The 20,895-nt window shown below is 32.0% G+C and carries 22 protein-coding genes; 3 read left to right on the forward strand and 19 right to left on the reverse strand.

The features are described 5' to 3' along the window. Positions 1–7: 7 nt before the first annotated feature. The 19 genes from ABIK75_05075 to ABIK75_05165 form a co-directional block, all read right to left on the reverse strand. Entirely contained in the window at positions 8–1,570 is a 1,563-nt protein-coding gene (locus ABIK75_05075) for a metallophosphoesterase (protein MEO0090459.1), read from the reverse strand. Between the two features lie 56 nt (positions 1,571–1,626). Continuing rightward, positions 1,627–3,411, reverse strand: a complete 1,785-nt coding sequence (locus tag ABIK75_05080) for a PQQ-binding-like beta-propeller repeat protein (protein MEO0090460.1) — start codon at positions 3,409–3,411, stop codon at positions 1,627–1,629. 60 nt (positions 3,412–3,471) lie between these two features. Then, positions 3,472–4,032 carry a TRAM domain-containing protein gene (locus ABIK75_05085; GenBank protein MEO0090461.1) on the reverse strand — a complete coding sequence of 187 codons (561 nt, stop codon included), beginning with the start codon at positions 4,030–4,032 and terminating at the stop codon, positions 3,472–3,474. 9 nt (positions 4,033–4,041) lie between these two features. Further along, complete coding sequence (radA, locus tag ABIK75_05090) at positions 4,042–5,382, reverse strand: DNA repair protein RadA (protein ID MEO0090462.1); 1,341 nt, start codon at positions 5,380–5,382, stop codon at positions 4,042–4,044. Then, positions 5,379–6,728: a replicative DNA helicase gene (gene dnaB / locus ABIK75_05095; GenBank protein ID MEO0090463.1), complete on the reverse strand. Its 1,350-nt coding sequence runs from the start codon at positions 6,726–6,728 to the stop codon at positions 5,379–5,381. The genes radA and dnaB overlap by 4 nt, the downstream gene beginning before the upstream one ends. Continuing rightward, positions 6,692–7,879, reverse strand: a complete 1,188-nt coding sequence (gene coaBC, locus ABIK75_05100; GenBank protein MEO0090464.1) for a bifunctional phosphopantothenoylcysteine decarboxylase/phosphopantothenate--cysteine ligase CoaBC — start codon at positions 7,877–7,879, stop codon at positions 6,692–6,694. The genes dnaB and coaBC overlap by 37 nt, the downstream gene beginning before the upstream one ends. Next, complete coding sequence (locus ABIK75_05105) at positions 7,876–8,082, reverse strand: hypothetical protein (GenBank protein MEO0090465.1); 207 nt, start codon at positions 8,080–8,082, stop codon at positions 7,876–7,878. Before ABIK75_05105 ends, coaBC begins: the two co-directional genes overlap by 4 nt. Before the next feature lie 2 nt (positions 8,083–8,084). After that, on the reverse strand, positions 8,085–8,681 hold the full coding sequence (gene gmk / locus ABIK75_05110) for a guanylate kinase (GenBank protein ID MEO0090466.1): 597 nt from the start codon (positions 8,679–8,681) through the stop codon (positions 8,085–8,087). Continuing rightward, positions 8,671–9,531, reverse strand: coding sequence for a YicC/YloC family endoribonuclease (locus ABIK75_05115; GenBank protein ID MEO0090467.1), 861 nt, complete (start codon positions 9,529–9,531; stop codon positions 8,671–8,673). The genes gmk and ABIK75_05115 overlap by 11 nt, the downstream gene beginning before the upstream one ends. A gap of 1 nt (position 9,532) precedes the next feature. Next, entirely contained in the window at positions 9,533–9,961 is a 429-nt protein-coding gene (gene dtd, locus ABIK75_05120) for a D-aminoacyl-tRNA deacylase (protein ID MEO0090468.1), read from the reverse strand. A gap of 28 nt (positions 9,962–9,989) precedes the next feature. Beyond that, complete coding sequence (locus ABIK75_05125) at positions 9,990–10,598, reverse strand: DJ-1/PfpI family protein (GenBank protein ID MEO0090469.1); 609 nt, start codon at positions 10,596–10,598, stop codon at positions 9,990–9,992. 33 nt (positions 10,599–10,631) lie between these two features. After that, a complete protein-coding gene (locus ABIK75_05130) occupies positions 10,632–11,228 on the reverse strand; it encodes a T9SS type A sorting domain-containing protein (GenBank protein ID MEO0090470.1) in 597 nt (198 codons plus the stop codon). Positions 11,229–11,442: 214 nt separating this feature from the next. Beyond that, the gene (locus ABIK75_05135; protein ID MEO0090471.1) at positions 11,443–12,021 is read right to left on the reverse strand and encodes a hypothetical protein; all 579 of its coding nucleotides are present in this window, start codon (positions 12,019–12,021) and stop codon (positions 11,443–11,445) included. 96 nt (positions 12,022–12,117) lie between these two features. Next, complete coding sequence (locus ABIK75_05140; GenBank protein MEO0090472.1) at positions 12,118–12,993, reverse strand: PstS family phosphate ABC transporter substrate-binding protein; 876 nt, start codon at positions 12,991–12,993, stop codon at positions 12,118–12,120. Between the two features lie 9 nt (positions 12,994–13,002). Beyond that, on the reverse strand, positions 13,003–13,983 hold the full coding sequence (locus ABIK75_05145; GenBank protein ID MEO0090473.1) for a porin: 981 nt from the start codon (positions 13,981–13,983) through the stop codon (positions 13,003–13,005). Between the two features lie 91 nt (positions 13,984–14,074). Further along, the gene (locus ABIK75_05150; GenBank protein ID MEO0090474.1) at positions 14,075–15,493 is read right to left on the reverse strand and encodes a PQQ-binding-like beta-propeller repeat protein; all 1,419 of its coding nucleotides are present in this window, start codon (positions 15,491–15,493) and stop codon (positions 14,075–14,077) included. Next, entirely contained in the window at positions 15,483–16,592 is a 1,110-nt protein-coding gene (locus tag ABIK75_05155; protein ID MEO0090475.1) for a DegT/DnrJ/EryC1/StrS family aminotransferase, read from the reverse strand. The genes ABIK75_05150 and ABIK75_05155 overlap by 11 nt, the downstream gene beginning before the upstream one ends. Before the next feature lie 114 nt (positions 16,593–16,706). After that, the gene (locus ABIK75_05160; protein MEO0090476.1) at positions 16,707–17,369 is read right to left on the reverse strand and encodes a hypothetical protein; all 663 of its coding nucleotides are present in this window, start codon (positions 17,367–17,369) and stop codon (positions 16,707–16,709) included. A gap of 114 nt (positions 17,370–17,483) precedes the next feature. Beyond that, entirely contained in the window at positions 17,484–17,636 is a 153-nt protein-coding gene (locus ABIK75_05165; GenBank protein MEO0090477.1) for a hypothetical protein, read from the reverse strand. A 240-nt stretch (positions 17,637–17,876) separates the two neighbouring features. Here ABIK75_05165 and ABIK75_05170 point away from each other — a divergent pair, with 240 nt between their 5' ends. The 3 genes from ABIK75_05170 to ABIK75_05180 form a co-directional block, all read left to right on the forward strand. After that, entirely contained in the window at positions 17,877–19,196 is a 1,320-nt protein-coding gene (locus tag ABIK75_05170; protein ID MEO0090478.1) for a nitroreductase family protein, read from the forward strand. Continuing rightward, positions 19,183–20,322, forward strand: a complete 1,140-nt coding sequence (locus ABIK75_05175; protein MEO0090479.1) for a SpoIID/LytB domain-containing protein — start codon at positions 19,183–19,185, stop codon at positions 20,320–20,322. The genes ABIK75_05170 and ABIK75_05175 overlap by 14 nt, the downstream gene beginning before the upstream one ends. Further along, positions 20,322–20,895 (forward strand): hypothetical protein (locus tag ABIK75_05180; protein ID MEO0090480.1); only part of this gene is annotated, 574 nt, incomplete at its 3' end. The genes ABIK75_05175 and ABIK75_05180, both read left to right, overlap by 1 nt.

Below are 20,895 nucleotides of genomic sequence, written 5' to 3' on the forward strand. Positions count from 1 at the left end.
ACCTATTTCATCTGTCAAAATTTAATTGATACCATTCTTTTGTGTCGAAATCAAAAGGAATTTTTAAATAAAGAACTTCTTTTTCTTTATGAAGTTTTATGTTAAAATAAGTATGATTGTTGGTAAGAATTTCCTTTAACGGTACTTTTATTTCCTCTCTCCGTTCCCTTTCTCTTTGTTTAAATTTTTCAATTTTCGTATCAATCCCTCGCCCATAAGACCAACTTATTTTTCCCTCTTTCGGAATTTTTATTTCTAAAATTGTATCTTGATTTTTAGCAAAATAGAAAAAGAGCGTATCAAAAAGAAAATGATCTTCCTCCGAATAATTGAGATAAAGATTTTCCTTATCACAACTAATAATAATTTTACCTTTTAAATTTACTGAAGTTCCATCTTCTCTACCCAATTCTTCGAAAGTAAAAAATTCACCATTTTTTAAGGTTATCTCTCTTTTTATGGGTAAAACCAAAACCAAACTATCTTTCGTCTCTTGGTAGTCAATAAATAAATGAAGTCTGGGCAAAGGATAGATTTGAGAAGGTTTTTTTATCTTTACAAGAAATTGAAAAATTCCCTTGCTTTTACCTTCCAATACAAAATTTCCTTTTTCAATATCAATCAAATAATTCTCAGAGGAAAACTCCCAAAGAAAACTTACTTTTACTTTTTCATCTAGGGGATTAGTAATAAAAAGTTTAATAGTATCCTCTTCTCGCTGTTCGCTTATTTTTAAAGGAACCAATTTTATTCCTTCTTTAAATCTTTTTTGGGAGATAATTTTTTCCAAACTAAATTTTTCTTTTTGAAATATTGAACCAGGTTTGATAACTACAATAGTTACCTCATTTTTTTCTACTTTACAAAAAAGATAATTTTGAAAAGCACCCTCTTTTTCGTCAAAATAGATTTTATATCGGGAACCGGAAGGACCTACTTGAAAATAATGGATACTATCATAAAAAAGGTAAGTGTAGAAGTGATCGTGACCGGAAAAAACATAGTTCACTTTATATTTTTTAAAAATTTGGTGTAGCGGAAAATCTTTCAACTTTTTCTTTTCGTATTCGTAACGCCAAAAGGGGCGATGAAAAAAAACAAACTTCCAACGGTATTTTTTGTGGGCTTGCAAATCCTTTTCTAACCAATCGATCATCTCTTGGGGCATTTCAAAATAAGAGTTATATCGTGAATTATCTAAAACTATAAAATGAGCATTATCATAAGAAAAGGAATAATAAGTTTTGCCAATTAAAGAAAGATAAATTTTCTCAGATAATTCTGAAAAGATATCATGATTACCCGGAGTAAAATACAATTTTACACCAACTTCTTTCAACATTCTTAATACCCTTTCCCATTCTTTCACGATGTTTAAACTATCTTTTTTATTACCTTCAATCAAATCACCAACATTAATAATAAAATCGGGTTTTAAAATCCTAATCTCTTCAATTATTTTTTTAAAAATTTCGTTTTTAGCTCCTCCGGTTCTATCACCCAAAACAACGAAGGTGAAAGCAAAACAAAAATGCCCAAAAATAAATAAAAAAGAAAAAAGTTTTTTCATAAATCAAAAAGGCGGATGGAATTTTTATCCATCCGCCCTCCTTTTATTCTTAATTTTTATTTTCTGCCACCCGCCCTACCACTATGTTTTGGGTCATGCTGAAACATTGGCCAAGGAGTATTAGCTAACGGTAATCGATTGTGACCAATTATTGCGAAAAGATATTCTTCATTAGCAACATATACAATCCCATTATCTCCTACAACTGGTGAACTTATAAATTCAGCTTGTAATTTTTTAGCAAAAGGAGAACCAAGATTTACTGAAAAATGTTCTTCGCCATTAGGAGTGAATGGATTTATGGCATAAAGATAGCCAGCATCATTATTAATATAAAGAACTTTTTCTTCTGTTCCGGCAAGGCAAGGGGTAGATTTTATAGACGGATTCTTTTGATAACTGTAAATTTTTGTTAAATTTGGTTCAAAAACTTCTATATAACCATCATCGGTTGCTACTATTACCTTTCCGTCCCAACCGATAACCGGACCACCAATAACCTCGGTAGTGGTATCAGTAAAAGAAGCACTATAAGTAATTTGACCATCAAAAGAAATTCCGTAGATTTTTCCTGCGACAGCGATGTATACTAAATTATTACCAATCGCACCTTGACCAAGAATTGGAGCACCCAGATAGATTTCCCAAATCAAATTTCCATTATCAGGTTCTAATTTATAGAAATAGCCACTGTCACTCTCACCAAAGTAGATATTTCCTTGGTCATCCATTATACAGGAACCGTTTATACTTCCTATTGCTTTAAATTTCCATAAAACTTCGCCATTAGCCGTTGAAAGACAATAAAGAGTATCGTTCTCGGAGCCCACAAATAATTTACTGCCGTCGGATGATAATACTGGCGTACCAGTAATTTCTCCCAAACCTGGTTGGGCACTATCTGGATACACCCATTTTTTCGTAAGATTAGGATTAAAGGCATAAATTCTGCCACCAGAATTTCCAATATATATTACTCCATCGGGTCCAATTACTGGTGAAGAAGCAAAATCCTCTCCCGAAATCAAAGCATTTCCTTTATACTTTAACTCTCCGGTACTTGCTTTTATCGCATAGATATTTCCGCCATTATCACCAAAAATTATCAAGGTATCGCCACCATATACAGTAATTGCTGGTGAACTCACAATCTCATCTTCTGCCTGGAAAACAAACACAATATCGCCTGCTGATAATTCTTTTTTCACTTTAAATTCAATTGATAGAGAAGTATCCGACCACGCATACTTATTATCCTGAGCAATCGCTTTAATTACATACGTTCCGGTATCAGCGTAACTTATCGATTCAACAACTGGAGTCCCGCTTGCTACCCAATCGGTAATTGTTTCCCGGCCATCTCCCCAGACAAATTTATAACGAATACTATCGTTATCTGGATCCGTTGTTTGAACAGTGAAAGCATAATTTTTGTTAACCAAACCGCTCGCCGGTCCGGTTAAAGTAGGACGAGCAGGTCTTTGATTGGCAACTACTTCAATAGTTAAAGGAGAGGACCAATCTGAGATTGCTCCTTTGCTGTCTTCTGCTTGAACCTTTAGAGAATAAGTCTTAGATTCTTCAAAAATGATAGTTACTTTTGCGGTATCGCCTGATTTATAATAACTGGTGGTCTTCTTTTCTCCATCCCAAGAGAAATGATATCGAATACTGTCACCATTGGGATCAGTAGCAAAGGCACAATATTCTGCTTCTGCTCCCACACCTACTTTAGTTGGTCCAAAAACTTGAGGAATTTCCGGTGGATTATTTTTCTTTTTACAACCGATAGAAAAAATGAAAACTAAAAAAATAAAAAAAAGAGTTATTTTTTTACTCATCATAACCTCCAGTTAATTTATTCATTATTTTAATAATAATCATTTTTTTTATAATGTCAACTATTTCATTTCTTTATATTTTATTTTAGCAAAAATAACTTTACCAATCTGGGTTTCCATTGTACCAATTACTTCACATTCTAATTCTTTACCAACAAACTTAGCACCGCCATCTACCACCACTTTTATTCCGCCATCTAAATAACCAATACCCTCATCGGCATCTTTCCCTTTTTTCATTATTTTTACCGTAATGATCGAACCTGGTAAAAATACCGGTTTGGTAGCCGAATAGATCTCATCAATTGTAACTACCGAAACTTTTCCTTCCTCATCTTTTAATAAAGGATTAGTAGTTAAAATTACACTATTATCCTTTCTTGCTAACTGGTATAATTTTTCTTTGTTAAATTTACCTCGAAGGATTTTTAATTTTTTCCCAAAAAGAGACCTTAGTTTTTCCAAATTTTGCAAAACCAAATTTTTTTCACCACTTTCATCAATATCTTCACACACAATAATGTTCCCATCCAAAATTCTCAGTTTCAAAAAATTCAAAATGCGCGGATCCTCTAAGCTTTTAAAGTCAATTATAATATTCCTTTCTTTTTTGAAAAACATATTCACCTCCTATTTTAAATTAAGGATTTCAAAAACTTCTCTTAAAGAATTCACCGGAATAATTTCTAAACCATTTGTCAGAGGAGAAATAGGTAAATTTTCTTTGGGTACAATAATCCTATTAAAACCAAGTTTTTGAACTTCTTTAACCCTTTCTCGAACAAAAGAAACCGGCCTTATTTCACCCAATAAACCTACTTCACCTAAAAGACAGGTTAATCTCTTTATCGGACTCTTTCTAATTGCCGAAGCAACTGCACAGATGATTCCTAAATCACTGGCTGTTTCTTTAATCTGCAAAGAGCCAGCAATATTTAAATAGATATCATATCGACCAGTATTAATATCTGCCTGAATATCCAAAACAGATAAAAGAATTGATAATCTTCTTATATCAAAGCCTTGAACAACCCTTTGGGGATAGGAAAAATAAGTAGGGGTTGCTAAACATTGAATTTCTGTAACAATTATTCTTCTTCCTTCTGACAAAGGAACAAAAGCTAATCCAAAAACTTCTTCCTTTAAATGAGGAAGGAAAAGAAAATTAGGGTTTTTCACTTCCTGTAAACCAGATTCTTGCATTTCAAAAATTCCAACCTCATTTGCTGGGCCAAAACGATTTTTTTCGCATCTTAAAATTCGATAATCGGTATTAATATCACCTTCAAAATATAAAACCACATCCACCATATGTTCTAAAACTTTTGGACCAGCAATTAAACCTTGTTTAGTCACATGGCTGATAATAATTATCGGGAGCCCCTTTCTTTTTGCCAAATTTAACAGTGTTAAAGTGGCTTCTCTTACCTGATTAATCGAACCAGCAACGCTAGGGATCTTTTTATCTTCGATTGTTTGAATTGAATCAATTATTACTATCTGGGGATTTAATTCTTCAATCTGCAATACGATCTCTTCTAAATCGGGAGAAAAAAGGAGATAAAATTTTTCGTAATTTGTTTTTAGAGAAGAAAGACGGCTATATCTCATTTTTATTTGAAAAGGATTTTCTTCACTAGAAACATATAGAACTTTAAAACCTTTGTTAAGTAAGGCTAAAGAAATTTGCAGACTTAAAGTAGATTTGCCAATTCCCGGCTCACCACCGATTAAAATTAATGAACCCTTCACTAAACCACCGCCTAAGACCCGATCGAATTCTTCAATTTCCGTTTTAATTCTTTCTTCTTCTCTTTCTTTTATTTCCGCCAAGTTTACCAACTGTCCTTTTTTCTCTTCTTTTTTAACGGTTCCTTTTATTTCTCTAAAAGTATTCCAATTGCCACACATTGGGCATCTTCCTAACCATTTAGAACTTTCGTAACCACAATTTTCACAAACAAAATTCATTCCGCCTCAATCTCTTCTTCGAAAGTCAGATTATCAAATTTCATATATTCATTAATAAAGGCTAATCGAAATTGACCAGTTGGACCGTTTCGCTGTTTAGCAATGATTATTCTTGCCATCCCTTTTTCTAAACTGTTTTCATTATAAAATTCATCCCGATATAAAAGAATTACCAAATCAGCATCTTGTTCAATTGCTCCTGATTCTCTTAAATCTGCTAATTGCGGTATTGGTTTCTTAGGATCCCTTCGTTCCGGACTCCGGGATAATTGAGAAAGACAAATTACCGGAATATCTAATTCTTTGGCTAAGGCTTTTAGAGAGCGGGAGATTTCGGAAATTACTTCTTGACGAGTAGCGCTGCGACTTTCTCTAACTCCTTCAATCAATTGTAAATAATCAATCACTACTAACCCTAAAGAAAGTTCTGATTTTAATCTTCGGGCTTTCGCTCGAATATCTAACACCGATAAACGTGGTGAATCATCAATAAAAAAATCAATATCATAAAAAATACCACAAACCGTAGAGATTCTCTGCCAAGCATCACGGGGAAGATTGCCAGACCTCAATGCTCGCAAACCGATTCTTGCTTCACTACAGATTAACCTTTGAATAAGCAACTCTTTTGACATCTCCAAAGAGAAAAAAGCCACCGGCACCCGATTCCTTACCGCTACATTGGTTGCCAAATTTAAGGCAAAAGCTGTTTTTCCCATCGATGGTCGACCAGCAATAATTATCAAATCACCATTCTGAATTCCAGAAGTCATTTCATCAAGTTTTTGAAACCCGGTTTCTAAACCGGTAAGAAATCGTTTCCTCTGGGAAGCTTCCTCAATCTTTTTTAACGTATCTTTTAATATATCTTTTAAGGGAACAAAACCTTTTCTTATCCGTGCTTCTTTAATAGAAAATATTAACGATTCGGCCTTATCTAGCAAATGCTCAACTGGTAACTTATCTTCCAAAGTTTCTTTCACAATTTGATTTGCCGCTTGAATTAACTTCCGCTTGATTGCCTTTTCTAAAATTAATTTTGCCCACTCTTCTACTCCTGCCGAACTTACCACAAAATTAGATAAATTTGCCAATTCCTCACGACCACCAATCTCTTCTAATAAATTTTGCCTTTTCAATTCTTCGCTGACGGTGTTGATATCTACAACTATATTTTTCTCAAAAAGTGATACAATGGTATTAAAAATTATCTGGTGGGCTTCAGAATAAAAACAACTTCGATCGACATATTCTAAAACTCGTGGGATAACTTCCTGATCGACGAGCATCGCACCTAAGACTGCCTTTTCTAATTCGATTGAATGAGGAACTTCTCTTTCAACCATAATTCAATCTCCTCAATAAGTTTAAAAGCAAAATCTCTTTTATCCATTAGAGGAAGTTCTTTCTTTTTGTTGTCTTCAAAAAGAAGTATCGCTTTAATCTCTTTATGACCTATTGTCTCCACCGGATTTATCACACATATAGAAAGTGATTTTTCCTTTAATTTTCTCTCTCCTTCGCTTAAAAGGTCTTCGGTATCGCAGGAAAAACCAACTTTACAGATTAGTTGGCTCTCTTTTAACTCCTTTAAAATATCAATATTTCTTACTAGTTTTAATATTAATTCTTTATCTTTCAATTTACCCCAAAAACTTTTTTCAACCCGATAGTCGCAAGGAGCAGCATTCATAATTAAACAAGTATTTCCGTTAATCTCTTCCTTTATTGCTTTTAACATCTCTTCATTAGTGAAAGCTCTTTTTACTTTTATTGGCAAAGAAGGATAATACTCACTTCTTCCTAAAATTAAAACAACCTCATATCCCAATTGATAACTGACTTCGGCTAGCAACACACTTAAGAGACCACTGGCACGGTTAGTAATTATTCTAATCTTATCAATTTCACTTTCGGTAGCGCCGCCCGTAATCACAAATTTTATCTTTTTCTTTTCTTCTAACAAAAGAGATTTAACGAAATTTAAAATCTTTTCTGGTTCAGCCATTCTCCCTTTCCCTTTTTCACCACAAGCTAATTCTCCTTCCTCGGGTTCAATTATAAAAAAACCGTCTTTTTTTAAATTTTCGATATTTCTTTGCACCACCTTCTTTTCCCACATATTCACATTCATTGCCGGTGCGATCACTATTGGACATTTACAAGCAAGAACCGAGGTAGTGAGCAAATCATCAGCAATTCCGTGGGCGATTTTTGAAATGACATTTGCTGTTGCGGGAGCAATAAGTAACAAATGAATATTTTTAACCAATTCTAAATGGGGATATTTTTTTTCTTGGGAAAACATTTTCCAAAAGGTTGGATTGCCTGAAAGAGCGGAAAAGAGTAAAGGATTAATTAATTTTGTAGCATTCTTAGTCATCACTACAAAAACATCGGTTTCTTCTTTTTTTAACAATCGAACCAGTTCTAAGGATTTATAAATTGCGATACCGGCGGAAACACCCAAGAGAACCTTTTTGTTTTTTAAAATCATTCTTCCAATTTCACTTCGCCACTCAAAATTTGTTTTAAAGCATAAAGATAAACATTCTCTTTTGCTTCCATCTTGCCTTCTCTAATTAACTCTAAATATTTTCTTGCCAATTTAGCGGCTGCCAAAATTATTTGATATTTATTAAATTTTTTACCATCTTTTTCGATATGAATCTTTTCAGCAGGTATATGAAGGTCACTCATTTTTACCTCCTTTTAAGTTTTGGCATTTCTTTTAAATCTTCTACTCGCATAATGGCTTCTAAATTTTTAATTGTTTCTTTTAAATTATCATTCATTAAATAATAGTCAAAAATCCTTTGGCTTTTCAAAACCTCTTGCCAAGTTTTTTTATCTTTTGCTAACCGAAAATTTAACTCTTTTTCTTTTCTTTTCTCTAATCTTTCTTTTAAAACCGAAAAGGAAGGAGGTAAAACCAAAATTACTTTGCTCTGTTCTTTAAATTGTTTTTTAATTTTTTGCGCACCTTTAATATCTAAATCCATTAAAATTTTTTTCCCTTCCTTCAACGCTTTCATAAATGGTTTTTTGGGGGTTCCGTAATAATTACCATAAGCAAATGTCCATTCCAAAAGTTCTTTTCTTTTAATCATCTTTTGAAACTCCGTAAAAGAAACAAAATAATAATCCTTAGCATCCCTTTCGCCTCGCCTTTTTGGTCGCGTTGTTACTGAAACTGAATAGAAAATATTTTTATTATCTTTTCTGAGTAATTTTCTCACTAACGTTGATTTGCCACTACCGGAAAAACCAACCAAAACAAAAATCTTACTATTCAACATTTCTTACCTGCTCGCGAATTTTATCAATCTCTTCTTTAATCATAATCACTTTTTCCGAAATATAAAAATCTCTTGCCTTACTTGCTAAAGTCTCTACCTCCCGAATCATCTCAGAGACAATAAATTCCAATTTTCTTCCCGAGGATATCTTTTCTTTTAAAGTAGCAAGAAAAAGTTGAGCGTGGGAACGCAAACGACTACACTCTTCGGCGATATCAATCCGCTCCTGTAGTAAAGAAATTTCTTGCAAAATTCGGTTGCGTATCTCTTCTTTATTATTGGGACTTATCTTATTAAGAAGAGCCTCTTCTTTCTCTTTGAGTTTATTAGGGATCCGTTCTTCAATCAACTTGACCAATTTTATAATCCGCATTATGCGCCTTCTAAACTCTTGAGCAATAAACTTTCCTTCCTTTTCACGCATTCTAATTAGATTGGTTAGTGCTTTATTAAAAATTTTCTTTAAATTATCGTACAATTTTTTACTATTTTTTTCTTTCCTTTCCATTTTTAAAACACCTGGAAAGGAAAGAAGAAAATTTATATCCAACTCTCCTTTTAGTTTATATTTTTCTTTTAAATTATTACAAACTTTTAAAATATTCTCTACTAAATTTTCGTCATAAGTAAATTCTTCGTTAAAGAGAGCATCGCTTTCTAAATTTATGGCAACTTGTAAATAACCCCGTTTAATTCTATTCTTTATCCATTCCTTCACATCTGCTTCATAAATCTTCAATTTCTCAGGCATTTTAATTGCTATTTCTAAATGCTTATGATTAAAAGATTTCAATTCAACATTTATTCCGTATCCTTTCCCCTCACCGATTCCGGTCATACTTCTGAGCATTTTATTCCTCCAAAATAAAGGTTACTGGACCGTCATTTTCAATTTTTATTAACATCTTGGCACCGAATACTCCTTTTTCAACTTTTATTCCTTGGTACTTTAATTCCGAAACAAACCTTTCGTATAAACTCTCTGCCACTTCTTTTTTTGCCGCTTGGGTAAAATCCGGTCTTAGTCCTGATTTTAAATCACCGTAAAGAGTAAAGTTAGGAATCACCATTATTTCACCCTTTATTTTCTCTAAAGAATAACCCATCTTTCCTTGTTCGTCCTCAAAAATTCTTAATTGAGGAATCCTTTGAGCCAACTTAACACATTTATTCTCATTATCACTTTCGCCTATTCCCAAAAAAATTAATATCCCTTCTCCAATTTTTGAATATAATTTATTTTCAATATAACACTCGGCTGATTTTACTCTTTGTAACACGCACCTCAAGGAAAAACCGAAAGAAAATTTAGTGTTTTTTCAGATATTCCAAAATTGCTTTAGCAAACTTCTCAGCTGCCTCTGGCCCATTAGCGGTAATTACATTTCCATCAACAACTACATCCTTATCAACATATCTCACATTGGCATTTTTAAACTCTTCTAATGCTCGTTTATCCTTAAAACAGGTTGCTTCTCGCTCATTAAGCACACCACTTTTCACAATCGTAATTGGTGCCAAACAGATACCTGCCAAAAGTTTATTTCTTTCATTAAAATACTGACAAATCTCCCAAACCTTTCTATTATTCCAATAAAAAACCGAACCAGAACCGCCAATCAAAACAAAACCATCATAATCTTTATAGTTTAAATTTTCCAAAGAAATATCTGGCTTTACCTTCATTCCCAACATACCCACTGCTTCGGTTGTCTCTTGCGAAACAACTGTTATTTTTATACCAGCACTTTTCAGATAATCATAGGGGATTTTAAACTCTTCGTCCCGAAAATCCTTAGGCGCAATTAAAAAGATAAGTTTTTTTTCAATTTTCACTTCTTCTTTTTTTACTTCTTTCTTCTGTCCACAGAAAGCAAAAAGTAGAAATACCAAAACAAAATATTTAAAAATTTTCATAACTTATAATTTTAATTAAAGATTAATGAAAAGTCAATATAAATTTATTATCTTTTTTAAACTTCTTTTATTCTCTTTTAGGATTCTTATAAAATAGATACCCTTCCGTGTTCTGTTATCCAGATAAATAGGTGGTTTTTGGTTTATTACTTTTAAAAGCTTTCCATTAATATCATAAATTTCTATATTTATTTTCTTTTCTTGATTGCTCATAATTAAGGGTTTATTTTTAGTCACAATTGGCGAAATATAAATTTCGCTACTTCTCTCTTTTTTATCTTTTTCCCCAATATCAACACCTAATATTCTCTCTCTAAATACCTTTTCAGCTAAATAACATGCCTTAGCCAAAGGAATAGTATCTCTTTGGTTAGGCGGTGCACCTTCGTTACCATAGGGAGCAGCAATAACTGAAAAATAGAAAATCTCACAAGAACCAGGAAAAAGATCAAAAGGTCCGATTGACATAATAAACGTTTTATCTCCCAGAATATCATCAAGAGTATCGTAAGGTTCGTACCGGCGGGTGATATGATCGTAGCCAACTAATACTAAGTATTTCTCTATATCTGTTTCTGGAGCTTGCCAAATAGTTATTTTTTTACAGGCACTTATCTGCTCAATGCCCAAAGAGTTATACAGATGGGCAACTGCTACTGCTCCCGGTGTGCCTCTTTCCCATACCCTACTGGGATATTCTCGGTTATCGGAATCAAAAATAAAAGCAACATTTTTTATTCGGCATTTATTGTCTCATTGCCTATTCTAATTCTGAAGGTTTTATCTAAAATAAGACCATACATATCATCGGAATAAGCACCAACATCCCCATCAAAGGCAATTCCTAAATATTTATTGGATAATCATTATGATTAAATATCTCATATTTCAAAAAGAAAAAATCTTGGGCGATTGTATCAGAAAAAAGATAGCAGGTTAAAGTAATATTAATACCCATTGGTCTGGTATCGTTTGGCCGATGATAGGAAGGATCGGAATCGCAAAAACAACACCAGAAATCTGCTTCTGATAAGGGCATTATCGGCGCCATTGGAAATCTTTTCTTTGGCGGTGGCCAATCTTCAGGATATTTATAAATTCTATCAGCCGAATCTAAATAACCATTTCGCCAGTAAAAAGTAAGTGTGGGCACCATTTCGGAAGTTCCATTAGATAAATCATAACCCACACTTACCAAAGTATCACCCTCTAAAATTCCACCAACCATTAAACCAGCACCAAAGATATAGAAGTTTCTCAGAGGTCTAGGCCAACTGCCACCAGCAAATTGTGAAGGAATATCAAAACCCCATATTCCATAATTAGTAATTGGAAAAGACCAGCGATTATGATTTACCCATTTTATATCCCAGATTGCCAACACTAATAATGGAATTAATAAAATAAAAAGAAATCTTTTCATTATCTTATATAATGATTTAAATCTGATAAAAAGTCAATATAAAAATAAAAGAGGGGGCTTTTATGCCCCCTCTTGCTTTTTAGTATAGGAAAACAGCTACTTCTTTTCTATGAGATTAAGCACCTTTTCTCTTTCTGGTTGAGGAAGTGGCACAAAACCAACTTCTTCAATTATCGCATCACCTTTTGTCAACTCCCATTTAATAAAGTCTCTTAAGATTTTACCTTTATTAAAATAGAAATATTCTTTATTAACAATATGATATAATGGTCTTGCTAATGGATATTTAGAAAGATTATTAATATCCAAAGGAGTATAATATTTTCCATCTTTCTCATTCTTTATCTTTAGAACCTTTATTCCTTTTATTCCTTTAATATATCCCAAACCAACATAACCAATTCCGCCTTTGTCTTGAGATACCGCATCAACAATTGCTGCTGTTCCTGCCATCTGTTTCATATCCGGTGAATAATCTCCTTTTAAAACTATTTCTTTAAAAAACTCATAAGTTCCGGATGCGGGATTTCTGCCATAAAGAGAAATTTCCTTATCAAAAGATTTCACTTCTCTCCAGTTTTTTATTTTTCTTTGATAAATATCTTTCAATTCGCTTATTGTCAAACTTTCGATTGGATTATTTTCGTTTACAATAATGCATAATAAATCATAGGCAATTGGAATTTCTAAGTATTCTACATTACTTTCTTTTAATTTGTTTTTTTCTTCTTCCTTTAACTCCCTTGAAGAATTGGCACACATTACCTCTTTATCAATCAAACCGGCAATACCAACACCACTACCACCGCCCATTACGGTAATATTTGCCTTTGGATTTTCCTTTAAAAACTTCTCTACTAAGGCACTTACTAAATTAACCATCGTATCTGAACCTTTGATAACTAGTGTCTCTTGACGAGGACAATTTAAAAGAAGCAAAAACAAGGCAAATAAAAGAATAAACCGTCTCATCTTTCTCTTTTAGAAGTATCCTTGTAATTGAAAGATAAGTTTCATTAATGTGTGCTTTTCAGCATATTTATAATAGGCGATATTGGGCATTACTTTTAAGTTATCTCCGTAAATAAAGTAATTTAGTCCAAAGGTAAGTCCCCATTCCTTATTAGCATTGCTATCCTTTTTTCTAAAGTCAAATCGGAAAATTGGCTGGATTTTGTCAATTTGATAGCCAAGAATACCATAAAATCCCGTTGGTTTTTTAACCGGTTCTTTTTCCTCCCTACCAATAAGATATTCAAATATTATTGTGAAAGGTGATTTTGTATAACCTGCTTCTAAACCTAATCGAAGATAAGGAAGTAAGTCTCTTATTTCACCAACTCCTTTTTTCCCATAATAAAAGTTTGCACCGATAAAACTTTTTTCTATTGATTTTAATATAAACCTGCCCGAAACATCTTTCCATTCATTATCATCAGTAGGCGCTGTCCTTCCTGTGCCATTTACGAGATTAAGATTTATTTCAAACATCTTTGCTTTATGGAAGAACCCTAAACCGAAATCCCTTGTTGAGACCGGAGACCTTAAAGAAGAAATCAAAGAACCTTCAACAAAATGAACCTTATGAGCAGATGTGGCAACCTCATATCCTAAAAGTTGTTTGAATTTACCTAAACGGACTTCTGTCTCTTTTGTTGGTGTGAGAGCCACATACAAATCATAGGAATACCAGTCCTTACCAGCAATATCAAAGTAAACCTTTCCGTAAAAGATATTTTCGTATTCTAATTTGAAATCTAAATAAGTTCTTGGGATATAAAAAGTATTTGTACGTTTGGTCATATTATCTTGTTTTTCAATAGAAAAGAGATATCCGCTGAGAATATGGGGATTCAAGGTAAGTTTGAACTGGTCTTTCTGATAATCAATCGCGTAAGAAAAGTTGATTAAAAAAATAAAAAAAACCACAACAATTACTTTTTTAACTATTTTTTCTTTCATCATCCTCCCTTGTTAACACTCATTATAATAAAAATTTTTTAAAAATCAATTAAGAAGTTAAAAAAATTTTTAGACCTTAAAGATTAATATTTTATTTTACTATCAGTTTAATAACACCTTTTTCTTTACTTGTCTCTAATACTAAGAAATAAACCCCATTTACTAAATTATTAACTAAGATTTTTAATTTGTGATTACCAGCAGGAAGGTATTGATTGTAAGTTTTTAATAAATAGCCTGAATTATTATATATTTTTAAAACAACATTATCAGAAAGAGAAAGATGGTAATAAATTGTGGTAAAGAAGTTACAAGGATTGGGCAGAACTTTCAAAGATGATAAAATTTTATTTTCTCTTTCTTCTTTCATAAAAACTTGGGGATATCCTTGAAAGGCATAAAATATTCCATTCATATGACCAAAATAAACACGGTGACCAGGACCGATTGCCGGTGAAGAAAAGAAACTCTGGCTTGAAGAAATTGAACGAGAACAGAGAATTTGACCGTTTGGTGAGACCACATAGAAATTTCTATCAGAACCAAGATAAATATTTCCTAAGGCATCAATTGCCGGTGCTGAATAACTGCTAAAACCAGAAAGGAACCAACGAATATTACCATTACGAGAATCAATACAATATAATCTACCAGAAGCATTTATATATACTGTTGATTCATTAGCAATCGCCGGACAACTATAACCAGAAGAAGCAAGATTAGTCTGCCATTTTAAACTACCGTCAGGTTTGATTGCATAAAGAAGATAATTAGAGTAACCAACACTCAAATAAATAACTGAATCATATCCTACTGCCGGTGTGGCGAAATCTGCTTCACCAAGAAGATTATAACTCCAAGCTAGAGAACCGAAAGGATTAAATGCCCAAAGTTTGTTTTGACTTGCCCGAGTAGTTGCTACATAAATTCTGCCATCATGTCCAATTGTTGGCGAAGAATTTACATCTCCTTCTAAATAAAAAGCCCAAACTAAATTGCCAGCAGGGTCTAAAGCATAAAGGCTATCTGAATAACAAGCAAAATATACCTTTCCATCTTTACCAATTACTGGTGAATGACTAATAGAAAGCAAATTATGACTAGGCCAGGACCATAATATCTCACCATTAGAATTAAGTTTTATCAATTTTCTACTTGTCGTTATATATATATTCCCACTGTCATCTAATGCCGGTGTTGAAAAATAAACTGTTGCTCCCAAGGAAGTACGCCACAAAAGTTCACCATTAGAATTTAAACAATATAAATAACCATCCCGCGCACCAAAAATTATCCTTCCTAAATTATCCACTACTGCTGAACCGGAAATTTCAGCACCCACATTATAGGTCCAAGCAATTTCTAAAGAATCGCCGACAATAAAATCAGAACGTCCGGTTCTTTGGGAATCGTGATGATAGCAAGCCCAAGGATGGGTTTGAAAATTTTCACCAAAGAGAACAAAAATTCCCAAAAGAAAGAAAAATATTAAAAACCTTTTAATCTTCATTTTCAACCTCCTTTAAATAACTTTTAACTCTTTTAATAACTTCTTTAACTTCTTTTACCTTCAAAAAGGGATACAAAGGTAGACTCAAAACCTCTTTGGAAAATTCTTCTGCCTTTTTACATCCAATTATCCTTGAATTGTTTTTAAAAATTGGTTGATAATATAATGGATAAGGATAATAAATCTTTGTCTCAATCCCCAATCTCTCTAAATAATTTTTTAATTTTTTATTATCTTTTACCCTTATTGTGTAAATATTGTAAGAATGGATTTTATTATTCTCTTCTTTTGGACAGACCAAAAGGGAACCTAAATTTTCATTATAAATTTTGGCAATCTCTCTTCTTTTTTCTAATAGAAATTTTATTTTCTTTAATTTTATTCTTAAAACCATTGCCTGAATGGTATCTAAACGGGAATTAAATCCAATATCATCAACAAATTCTTTTTTTAAATCGGGATTTCTTAATTCCTTTATTTTCTGATAGAAATAAAAAGATTTTGTCAAGCATAAGCCACCATCACCAAAGCAAGATAAATTCTTTGTTGGATAAAAAGAGAAACAACTAATCTCACCAAAAGAACCGCAATAATTATCTTTATATTTTGCTCCAAAACTTTGGCAACAATCTTCTATTAAAAAAAGTCCATATCTATTTTTTATATCAATAATCTCTTCCATATCACAAGGAAGCCCAAATAAGTGAACAATTATTATCCCTTTCGTCTTTTTAGATATTGCCTTTTTTATCTCTTTTGGCGAAATATTGTAATCTTCTTTGATATCAACAAAAACCGGTTTTGCTTTTACTTTTAATATTGCCAAGGCAGTAGAAATATAAGAAAAAGAAGTAGTAATTATCTCATCTCCTTCTTTCACCTTTAATGCCTTTAATGCCAAAATCAAGGCATCGGTCCCGGAATTAACACCTACCGAATAAAAATTATTATTAGAAGAAAAGAATTTAGAAAAGTCCTTTTCAAAAAGTTCTAACTCCCTTCCTAAAATGTAATCACCCTTTTTTAAAAAATTATCTATTTTGAAATCTCTTTTAAAGAATTGATATTCCCTTTTTAAATCAATAAAAGGAACTTTCATAACTTTCAATTATTCTAAAAAGAGTTATAAAGAAAATCAATATATTTATCAAAAGGAATGAAACCTAAAATTTTATCAATACAAAATTTCCTTAAACTGTAAACTATTTTGTTATTAAACTACTCCTCTAGTAAATTTTAAATAAAAATACTCATCAAGGATTTTGAGTATAGTTCGTTGAGAGTAACCGTAAATAAAACGCGTACTTTCAAACTCTTTATAATACCACTTTTTAAGCTTTTCAACATTTTCTCTTTCCCTCTCAAGAACATCTTTTAATGCTACACAGAATTTTACATAGTTATCTGCGTCAATTCCTCTAAATCTAAGCCCTTCTGCTACTTTATTGTCCCATACTGGAAAAAATGAAGGTGCTAATATATGTAATGTTTTTGCCGCCGCAATAAATTGTCTTTTCTTAGTCTTCAATATACAAGTAGCGAGAGTTTCATACATCTCTTTTATACATTTCTTATCATTTTCATTCAAAGAAGTAATTTCCCTTTTCCTAAAACCATCTATTCTATCTCTATTTTCTTCTACCCATCCTTTAAGCTTATCAGGCTTAAAACCTCCGTATCGAAAAGCAGCATTATTCCAAGCAATAAGAAATAATGTTGCAACATCACTTACTGTTCTCAAATTTTTATCCCAGTATTCATCAATTAATTTTCTTGGTAAATCATACTCCACATCTACATCTTTTGAAAGACTTTGAGACGACGAAAGCACTTTTTTTATTTCTTCAAAATTTAATGTAATTGTAATTTCGCACATCCTTTACCTCTTTTTTAAAAATTTTTCTTACTTATTAAAGAAATAAACTCTTCTTTAAAGGAGCGTTGCCCATTTAAAATCCAGTTTTTGTAAGAATTAAAAAGATAATATAAATTACCCATCCCTTTGTGCCAAATGGTATGTAAGGTGGTTAAAGGAATCAATTACTAAGGATTGCATTGTCAAAGATTTTGAATTATTATTAACAACAATTGTGTCAATATCTATCGTTACCCATTGGTAAAAAAGAAGGAAAATAATTATCATAAAGAATTATAATTGCCTAATATGGAAAGTCAATAATTATTTTTTCTCTTATTGCTTTTACTAAAAAGTGTGTTAAATTTTAGATTTTAATAACGAGTACTATATAGGATACCGATATAGGGATAACCCTATACCCATTTAAGTCTTTGATTTATAAAGACTTATAAGTATATACCCCCTCCCCCTATCAAAAATAATCTTATTTTCTTGACTTTTTAATATATTTTTATATCATTATTTATGATTAATTTTATCTTTATTTCTCTTCTTATCTTACAAATTGAAACCTTGCCTTCGCCAGTGATTAATAGAAATTCTTTTGAACTCCTCAGTAATAGCCGATATTCTTTCCATTCGGGTTTTAGTAGCAACTTATCCAATCAAATTTTAAGTAATATTTTATGGGCAATGGCAAAGGCACCAATTATTGGCTCTTATCGGGAGATTTATGTTGCTAAACCAAATAATTTGTATTTATACAATCCCGAAAATCATACCTTAAATTTACATCTTACTGGTAATCGACGTTCTAATAGTAATTCTGCTTTTGAGATTGGTGTTGCTACCGAAAGATATGAAGAAGCCGGTTTTATTATTCAACTTGGTCTACTTGCTGCTACCAGTTTTTGGGATTCTCTATCTAATGCGGTTTCCTGTCCAATGCAAAGCGCAACAAATTATGCGAATAATAACTGGTCACCTATTCATCCAATTAGACTTGTTAATGTTTATGGTTTTTCTCAAAGAAGGGGAATTGATACTACGAATATTGCTATCTCTTCTGATTCTTCTTTACCAAGACCGGTAATCTATCAACATGATACTTTTGAAATATTAATAAGAGATTTAAGTTTTGATACGATTTTTTTACCCTCTCCCCTCTCTATTGAAAAAATTTCCCAAATCTTATGGGCAGGATATGGTGTTACACCCCATATGACCGCCAATAATCGTCGGGGGCTTACTGTTCCCAGTGCCATTGCTAATTATTATTTAACTCAAAAAATCTATCTTGTTAATGAATATGGTGTCTATCGCTATCATAATCGCCTGCCACCAGGAACAAATCTAACAACTGCTGACCATAGAATTGAAGTAATTGTTAATGAAGACCGAAGAAGTGCTTTGAGAAATGCTATTCCGAGAATTCCTCAAACAGCACCAGTTTATATTATTATCTGTGTCGGTGATACCAGTTCTAATTATCATCTCTTAGAAGCCGGCTTTGTTGGTATCCAAATGTTATTACAGGCAAAATCTTTAAATTTGTCTTCTTCTTTAACCCTGCCTTTATTACCTAATGAAAGAAATCTAATAAGAGAGGTTCTTTCCTTGCCCAGTTCTGATTTTCCAGTAATTATCTTTTCTTGTGGCGAAAAAATTAGCGAAATAAAAGAAGGAAAGAAAGTAAAGAAGGAAAGTTTTGGAAGATTTAAGATTTATGACTTTTTAGGAAGAAAGATATTAGAAACTAATAAACCAATTGATGCTTCTCGCCTTAAAAAGGGAGTTTACTTTATCCTTTACGAAAATCTCTGGAGAAAGATTGTTGTTAACTAAGAAATATATATCTTTTCTTTCTCTTATTCTCTTTTCCTGTGTTCCTTTTGTAAAAAAGGGAAAAATATATGAACCAAATATTCGAGTTTTAATTAGTTTTGAAGAGGATACCTTTTCTTTAAAAGGCTATTTTACTTTAACCCAAAAAGATAAAAAAATTGAGATAAGAGATAAATTAATTAAGATAAAAGATAATAAAATATTTTTAAGAGATTCCCTTCTGTTTGATTTTGCTTTAGAGCCGGTTATTTTAACTCCCTATCCCAACACTAATCTCTCTTTTCGAGATAAAACCTATCGGGGATATTTTAAGATTGTTTATGATGCTATTTGGAAATATAAAAAACCTTGCTTAATAAACATCCTGCCCTTAGAAGAATATCTTTATTCAGTTGTTGCCTGTGAAATTGGTCCGATTGATGAGGAAAATTACGAGAGTGCCAAAGCCCAAGCAGTAGCCGCAAGAAGTTATGCTTTATTTAGAATGCTCCAAAATCAATTAAAATTTTATGATATCTTTGCTTCACCAAATTTAGACCAGGCTTATGAAGGAAAAAAGAGAGAAACCTCTTTAACAACGAAAGCAGTAAAAGAAACAAAAGGCGAGGTTTTAATTGATAGTAAAAGAGTTTTTAAGGCAATGTATCACGCAAATTGTGGTGGTATTCTTTATAATGGTAAACGGGATTCCGAAAAGTATTCATTATCTAAAGCACCTTTTTGTAAAAATAGCAAAAATTATAAATGGGAAAAAGATTGGGAAATTAAAAATTTTACGGAAACCTTAAAGAAAATAATTAATTACCAAAAGAAAAAACCATTAAGAATTAAAAAGATAAAATTGGAAAAGGAAAGAAAATCCCAAAGGGTAAAAAAGGTAAGGTTTTATACTAATGGAGGAATCTTCTATATTTCCGGTAATAAATTTCGTAATCTCTTTGGTCTAAAATCAACCCTCTTTGAGATAAAGGCTACCCATAATAAAATAAAAATAGTCGGTTATGGCTACGGTCATGGCAAAGGAATGTGTCAAGATGGAGCAATGGCAATGGCAAAAAAGGGATATAACTATAAAGAAATCCTTTCCCATTATTATCCCAAAAAGAAGATTAAGAAGCTCTATTAATGAAATTTCTTAAAATTCTTATCTTTCTTCTCTCATTTATTATTCCCTTATTGACCGCTTTTTACTTTTATCAAAGATTTTTAAATACAAGTTCCTCGCTTGATGGACTTTCTCATTTATATATTGCCAAAAATATTATTCATAATGGTAAATATTCCACAATTAAAAATTTAGGAACGGTTTGGCTTCCCTTATATCATTTACTTCTTATTCCTTTTGTCTTTTTTGATATACTATATTTTACTGGTTTTTCTGGTACTATTTTAAACATACTCATTTTCCTTTTAATTACATATTTTCTTTTTAAAATTCTTCCCTATCCCTATTCTCTTTTTTCTTCTCTTTTATTCTTATTTTATCCCTATTTATTAGTTTATACTATATCACCAATGACCGAAATTTTAACAATCCTACTTTTGATTTCGACATTCTATTATTTTCTTAAAGATGATTTAGATAAATTAATTTCTCTCGTTATCTTAGGAACATTAACCCGTTATGAATTTTATCCGATTGCCTTTTTCCTATTTTTCTATTACCTTAAAAAATCAAGAAAAGTATTTTTATTCTTTT

The sequence above is a fragment of the candidate division WOR-3 bacterium genome, from assembly GCA_039801725.1.
Taxonomy (GTDB): Bacteria; Hydrothermota; Tepidihabitantia; order Tepidihabitantales; family DTDR01; genus DTDR01.